4 protein-coding genes are annotated in these 6,567 nt (G+C 69.4%); 2 read left to right on the top strand and 2 right to left on the bottom strand.

The window, feature by feature from the left end; all coding sequences use genetic code 11:
- Window positions 1–100 precede the first annotated feature (100 nt).
- The gene (locus tag ACFO5K_RS05505; RefSeq protein ID WP_378556668.1) at window positions 101–631 is read right to left on the bottom strand and encodes a DUF488 domain-containing protein; all 531 of its coding nucleotides are present in this window, start codon (window positions 629–631) and stop codon (window positions 101–103) included.
- 22 nt (window positions 632–653) lie between these two features.
- Complete coding sequence (locus tag ACFO5K_RS05500; RefSeq protein WP_378556665.1) at window positions 654–1,445, bottom strand: uracil-DNA glycosylase; 792 nt, start codon at window positions 1,443–1,445, stop codon at window positions 654–656.
- An 88-nt stretch (window positions 1,446–1,533) separates the two neighbouring features.
- Here ACFO5K_RS05500 and ACFO5K_RS05495 point away from each other — a divergent pair, with 88 nt between their 5' ends.
- Together ACFO5K_RS05495 and car are read left to right on the top strand one after the other, a co-directional pair.
- Window positions 1,534–3,060 carry a carboxylesterase/lipase family protein gene (locus ACFO5K_RS05495; protein WP_378556662.1) on the top strand — a complete coding sequence of 509 codons (1,527 nt, stop codon included), beginning with the start codon at window positions 1,534–1,536 and terminating at the stop codon, window positions 3,058–3,060.
- On the top strand, window positions 3,057–6,545 hold the full coding sequence (car, locus tag ACFO5K_RS05490; RefSeq protein ID WP_378556659.1) for a carboxylic acid reductase: 3,489 nt from the start codon (window positions 3,057–3,059) through the stop codon (window positions 6,543–6,545). Before ACFO5K_RS05495 ends, car begins: the two co-directional genes overlap by 4 nt.
- Window positions 6,546–6,567 lie beyond the last annotated feature (22 nt).

Raw genomic sequence — 6,567 nt, 5'->3', positions numbered from 1 at the left:
AACCTGATGCCGATCACCGACAGTTGCCGCCACGGCGAACATGATGCCCGACCTGGCCATCTATCGGGCGAGAACCGAGAACTCGATTGGGAGACATGACCTAGGCAGGGTCCGGCGTCGGCGGGTAGGTGATCGTGGTGCCCGTGACGTGGGCGAAGCTGGTCATGGTGTGTTCCGGGGCGCGGGTGGGGGACATGATGTCGCGCACCTGTACGTCGCGGACCAGCAGCGCGTCGCCGACGAGGGAACGGTGGCAGCGCCACGGGACGGCTTCGGCGCACATGATCGCGGTGCGCCGCGCACCGGCCAGGTCGACGAGTTCGTCCATGCCCGCCGCGAATTCCGGGGTCTGCATGTAGTTGGCGTAGGAACGAAAGGAGGCATTGCGCCAACCGGCGTTCAGGTCACCGGCTTCGGTGTGGCGTAATCCGCCGAGTGCGGCGAGATATACGTAGTGGATGCCGGCCGCCGCCAAGGTTTCGGGGAGGGTTTCGCGACCGAACTGCGGATTGTGCCGGGATCGGGGGACGGTGCGGATGTCCACCAGTTGGGTCACGCCGTAATCGTGGAGCAGACCGACGAATTCGTCGGCGGTCCGCGTGGAGTGGCCGATGGTGTAGACAGTCAGCACGCCATGATCATAGGCGCATTGTTCACCGCTTCCGGTGTGGCTGTGCGGCGACCGATTTTGCTTGTGTGAGTATGTCTTCGATCATGGCCGGGGTGAGTCGTCCGGTGTAGGTGTTGTGCGGGCTCACGTGATAGCAGCCCAGTACTGTCACGGTGCGTCCGTCGGGGTGTGTGAGTATCACGTGGGCGCCGTGGGCGAAGCGGGGGCGTGGCCGTGGCACCGTCCAACCGCCTTCGGCGAGCACGCTGAACAGGGCCTGCCAGCCGAATGCGCCGAGGACCACGATCGCTTTCAGTGTGCCGGCGAGCAGTTCCATCTCCCGGCTGAGGAACGGCGCGCAGCGGTGCCGTTCTTCCTGGGTGGGTTTGTTCGCCGGTGGTGCGCAGTGCACCGGTGAGGTGAGCCGGGTGTTGACCAGTTCGATGCCGTCGTCGCGGCTCACCGGGTGCGTACCGGTCGAGAGGCCGACCGCGTGCAGGGCGGCGAAGAGTACGTTGCCGCTCGGATCGCCGGTGAACATGCGACCGGTGCGGTTTCCGCCGTTGGCGGCCGGTGCCAGGCCTACGACAAGGATCTGGGCGTCGTCGGGTCCGAAGCCGGGGACGGGCCGGCCCCAATACACTTCGTGCCGGAACGAGGCCCGCTTCACGAGGGCGACTTCTTCGCGCCACGCCACCAGGCGTGGGCAGGCCCGGCAGGTGGAGACGAGGAGATCCAGTTCGGGGACGGTGTGCGCGTTTCCCGCCGCCGCGGGCGCGTTTTCCGGGCCGTCGGGGTTGATCTCGGACGGTGAGGACGCCGGATCACTGGCCATCGGACCATTCTAGGTCGCGTCCCGGGCGGTGAAACTTCGCAACGCGAACCACCTGCGCGGTACCAGCGGTACCACGTACTGTGGGCAGATGATGCCCACCGAGATCGTGACCGCCGACGGAGTCGTGCGCGGTCGTGCGGGCCGTCGCGTACTCAGCTGGCGCGCTCTGCCCTACGCCGCCCCACCCACCGGAGAACTCAGGTTGCGGGCACCGCAACCGGTACACCCGTGGACGGGGGTGCGTGCGGCGACCGACTTCGGTTTCGCCGCCGTCCAGCACCCCAGCGGGTCGCGCATCGGGCCGCGCACCTGGCAACCCACCGACGAGGACTGCCTCACCCTCAACGTGACCGCCCCCGCGACACCGGCCCGGCAGCCGCGGCCGGTGCTGGTGTTCATCCACGGCGGCGGGTACCTCATCGGCACCTCGAGCATGTACTCCGGTGCGAGCCTGGCCGTACGCGGTGAGGTGGTCGTGGTGTCGGTGAACTACCGGCTCGGCGGGCTGGGCTATGTCGACTTCAGCGAGTTCGGCACCGCCGACAGACCGTTCGAGTCGAACCTGGGGTTGCGCGATCAGGTCGCGGCACTGGCCTGGGTGCGGCGCAATATCGCCGCCTTCGGCGGCGACCCGGACAACGTGACGATCTTCGGGGAATCGGCGGGCGCGCACGCGGTGGTCAGCCTGCTGGCCACACCCGCCGCGCACGGCCTGTTCCACCGCGCCATCGCCCAGAGCGCCCCCGCGGACTGGACCGCGACGTCCGAGCAGGCGCGCCGGTTCGCCCGTAGCTGCCTGGAGCGTCTCGGCGCCGACCCCGACGAAGCCGTGAACGCGCTGAGTACCGTGTCCGCGCGCGAGCTGTGCCGGGCGAGCGATCGCGCGCTGGGCCGGGCGCTGCGGGAGGAACCCGGCAGCTTCGCCTACGCGCCGGTCGCCGACGGCGATTTCCTGCCCGAGGCCCCGCTCGACGCGATCGTGGCGGGCCGGGCGGCACCGGTGCCGTTGATCATCGGCACCAACCGTGACGAGGCCACCCTGTTCCAGCGCTTCGCGAAGTCGGTGCCGCACACCGCCGCCCAACTCGCCACCACCTTCCAACGGTGCGAACCGGGCGCGTTGGAGCGGGTCACGCAGTGCTACCCGGGCTATCCGAGCGCCAAGACCGCGGTCCGCATCGGCGGTGACTTCATGTTCCTGCGTCCCACCCTGGCCGTGCTCGAGGGGCACAGCCGGTACGCGCCCACCTATTCCTACCGCTACGACTTCGCCCCGCGCGCGGTGCGGTTGGCCGGTTTCGGTGCCACCCACGCGCTCGAGCTGCTCCCGGTGTTCGGCTGGGTCGACAGCCCGCTGGGCCGGATGATGACGGCCGCGGGCGGGCGGCGCGCGTTCCTGGCCGTGCAGGACACGATGCAGGAGAACTGGCTCAGCTTCGCCCGCACCGGCACACCGCTGCCGAAATGGACGCCCTACACCCCGCAGCGGCGCGCCACCTACGCCATCGACCATCCCGCACGTCTGCTGATCGACCCCGAACCCGCGAAACGTGAAGCCTGGCACGGGGTTCGGGTTTCTGTGGCCGACGGGGCGGATCGGGGTCGCGACGCATGAAGCCGGACTCTGGGCGGCTCGCGCAGCGCATCAAGACCCTCTACGCCGAGGACCCGCAGATACGGGCGGCCCGGCCCGCCGAGGATGTCCACGCCGCGGTCACCACTGCCGGGCTGGGTTTGGCCCGCATCATCGAGACCGCGATGACCGGCTACGCCGAGCGACCAGCCCTCGGGATGCGGCGCACCGAACTCGTCGAGGACCCGTCGACCGGTCGCGCCACCCGCCGGCTGCTGCCCGAATTCGAGCTGCTCACCTACCGTGAGGTGTGGCAACGGGCCCGCGCGGTGGCCGCCGCCTGGCACGCCGAGGGCATCCGGGCGGGCGACTTCGTGGCGATGCTCGGGTTCACCGGCGCCGACTACACGGTGCTCGACCTGGCCGCCGTCCACCTCGGGGCGGTGGCGGTGCCACTGCAGTCCGGTGCCGGGCAGGCACAGCTGCGTTCGATCCTCGACGAAACCGCACCCCGGGTGCTCGCGGTCGACACCGCGCACCTGAGCCTGGCCGTCGAGGCCGTCCTCGCGGGCCCGGCACCGCAGTCGCTGCTGGTGTTCGACCATTTCGGCGACGACGACGAGCACCGCACCGCGCTCGGTGCTGCCGGGCAACGTCTGACCGGTTCGCCGATCCGATTACGCACCCTCGCCGACACCCTCGTTCGCGGCCGCACCGCCGCGCCCGCACCGCAGGCCGTGCCCGCCGACGGCGAAGACGCGCTCGCTCTGCTGATCTACACCTCGGGCAGCACCGGCACACCCAAGGGCGCGATGTACACCCAACGCCTGGTCGCGGTGGGTTGGCAGCCCGCGCGGGCGCAGACGGTGATCAACGTGAACTTTCTGCCGATGAGCCACATCGCGGCCAGACTCACCCTCAACGCCACCCTCGCGCGCGGCGGCACCGCGTACTTCGCCGCCGCACCGGATCTGTCGACCCTGTTCGAGGATTTCGCGTTGGTGCGGCCCACCGAGATCTTCCTCGTGCCCCGGGTGTGCGAGATGTTGCAGCAGCACTTCCGCCGGGAGCTGGACCGCCGCCGCGACACCGGAACCGACCCGGCTGCTCTGGCCGAGAACGTCGAAACCGCGCTGCGCGAAGAACTCCTGGGCGGACGGTTGATGACGGTGCTGTGCGGCAGCGCACCGATCGCCCCGGACCTGCGCGCGTTCGTCGAATCGGTGCTGCAACTGCGCCTGCACGATGGTTACGGTTCCACCGAGACCGGCGGCGGCGTCATCTTCGACACCCGGGTGATGCGTCCACCGGTGCTGGACTACAAACTCCTCGATGTACCCGAACTCGGCTATTTCGGCACCGACAAACCGTATCCGCGCGGTGAGTTGCTGCTCAAGACCACCACCATGATCGCCGGTTACTACCGGCGTCCGGCGGCCACCGCCGAAGTGTTCGACGCCGACGGTTTCTGCCGCACCGGCGATGTGGTCGCCGAGCTCGCACCCGACCGGCTGGTCTATGTCGACCGGCGCAACAACGTGATCAAACTGTCCCAGGGCGAATTCGTGACGGTGTCGCGGCTGGAAGCGGTGTTCGCCGCGGCGGAACTGGTGCATCAGGTGTACGTGTACGGCAGCGGCGAGCGGGCGTATCTGCTCGCGGTCGTGGTCCCGGCACCCGGCGCGCCCACCGACGGTCTGCGTGCGGCACTGCAGGATTCACTGCACCGCGTCGCCCGCGCCGCCGACCTCGAGCCGTATGAGATCCCGCGTGACTTCCTGATCGAACCCGAACCGTTCACCGTCGGCAACGGGTTGCTGTCCGGGGTGGGCAAACTGTTGCGGCCCAAACTGAAACAACGCTACGGCGAGCAGCTCGAGAAGCTCTACGACGCACTGGACCGCCGCCAACAGGACGAACTGCACCGGCTGCGCCTGGACGCACCGAAACTGCCGGTGTACGACACGGTCGCCCGGGCGGTGCGCGCGGTCCTCGGCTGTGCCACCGAAGACCTGCGGCCCGACGCGCGATTCGGCGAGCTGGGCGGTGACTCGCTGGCCGCACTGTCGTACTCGACGCTGCTGGGTGAACTCTTCGACGTCGAGGTGCCCGTGGGCGTGCTGCTCGGGCCCGACAGCGACCTGACCCACATCAGCGACTACATCCGGCGTGCCCGCGAAACCGGCGCCCACACCGTCGATGTCGCCGCGGTGCACGGTGTCGACGCCACCGAGATCCGGGCCGCCGACTTGTCCCTCGACAAGTTCCTCGACCCCGCGAGCATCACCGCGGCGGCCGATCTTCCGGCCGCGGCCACCCCGGCGCGTACGGTGCTGATCACCGGGGCGAACGGCTACCTGGGCCGGTTCCTGCTGCTCACCTGGTTGCAGCGCCTGGCCCCGGTTGGTGGCACCGTGATCTGTGTGGTCCGGGGCTCCGATGCCGCCGCGGCGCGGGCCCGCCTGGACGCGGCATTCGGCACCGCCGACGCCGCGCTGACCGAGCGCTACCGCGCCCTGGCCGAAGGCTGCCTGGAAGTGCTGCCCGGCGACATCGGCGAACCGGACCTGGGCTTGGCACCACAGCAATGGCAACGACTGGCCGGTGCGGTCGACCTGATCGTGCACTCGGCGGCACTGGTCAACCATGTGCTGCCCTACACGCAGCTGTTCGGGCCGAATGTGGTGGGCACCGCGCAGATCATCCGATTGGCCTCGACCACCACCCGCAAACCCGTGAACTATCTGTCGACGGTCGCCGTCGCCGCCCAGGGCGACTGTTTCGCCGAGGACGGTGACGTGCGGGAGATGAGCCCGGTGCGGCGCATCGACGGCACCTACGCCAACGGGTACGGCAACAGCAAATGGGCCGGGGAGGTGCTGCTGCGTGCGGCCTCGCAGCGGTTCGGGCTGCCGGTCGCGGTGTTCCGTTCCGACATGATCCTGGCCCACAGCGAGTTCTCCGGTCAGCTCAATGTGCCCGACGTGTTCACCCGTTTGCTGCTGAGCGTGCTCGTCACCGGCCTGGCACCGAAGTCGTTCTACCGCACCGACGCCCACGGGCACCGCCGCCGCGCACACTACGACGGCCTGCCCGCCGACTTCGTCGCCACCGCCGTCACCACACTCGGTGCCGCGGCCACCACCGGTTACCGCACCTACGACGTGGTCAATCCGCATGACGACGGCATCAGCCTCGATGTGTTCATCGACTGGCTCGTCGAGGCGGGCCACCACATCGACCGCATCGACGACTACGACGACTGGTTCGACCGTTTCGCCACCGCCCTGCGCGCCCTGCCCGAACCACAACGCAAGCACACCCTGCTGCCGTTGCTGCACGCCTACCGCCACCCCGGCCGTCCGCTGCCGGGATCGGCTCTGCCGGCCGACGGGTTCCGGGCGGCGGTGCGCGCGGCCCGCATCGGCCCCGCCGCCGACATCCCGCACCTGAACCGGGAGCTGATCGCGAAGTACGTTGGTGATCTGACCCGTCTGGGCCTCCTGGCGCCACCAGGGCCGGACTGAATCGTCTACGCGAAGGAGAACA

Source organism: Nocardia halotolerans, from assembly GCF_042650145.1.
Taxonomy (GTDB): Bacteria; Actinomycetota; Actinomycetes; order Mycobacteriales; family Mycobacteriaceae; genus Nocardia; species Nocardia halotolerans.
Note: the sequence above shows the minus strand (reverse complement) of the source record. Positions and strands in the feature narration are given on the sequence as shown.

What these genes read in the sequence shown, in the direction of transcription:
- car (WP_378556659.1), top strand. Translation starts at nt 3,057, where the DNA reads ATGAAGCCGGACTCTGGGCGGCTCGCGCAGCGCATCAAGACCCTCTAC.
- ACFO5K_RS05495 (WP_378556662.1), top strand. Translation starts at nt 1,534, where the DNA reads ATGATGCCCACCGAGATCGTGACCGCCGACGGAGTCGTGCGCGGTCGT.
- ACFO5K_RS05500 (WP_378556665.1), bottom strand. Translation starts at nt 1,445, where the DNA reads ATGGCCAGTGATCCGGCGTCCTCACCGTCCGAGATCAACCCCGACGGC.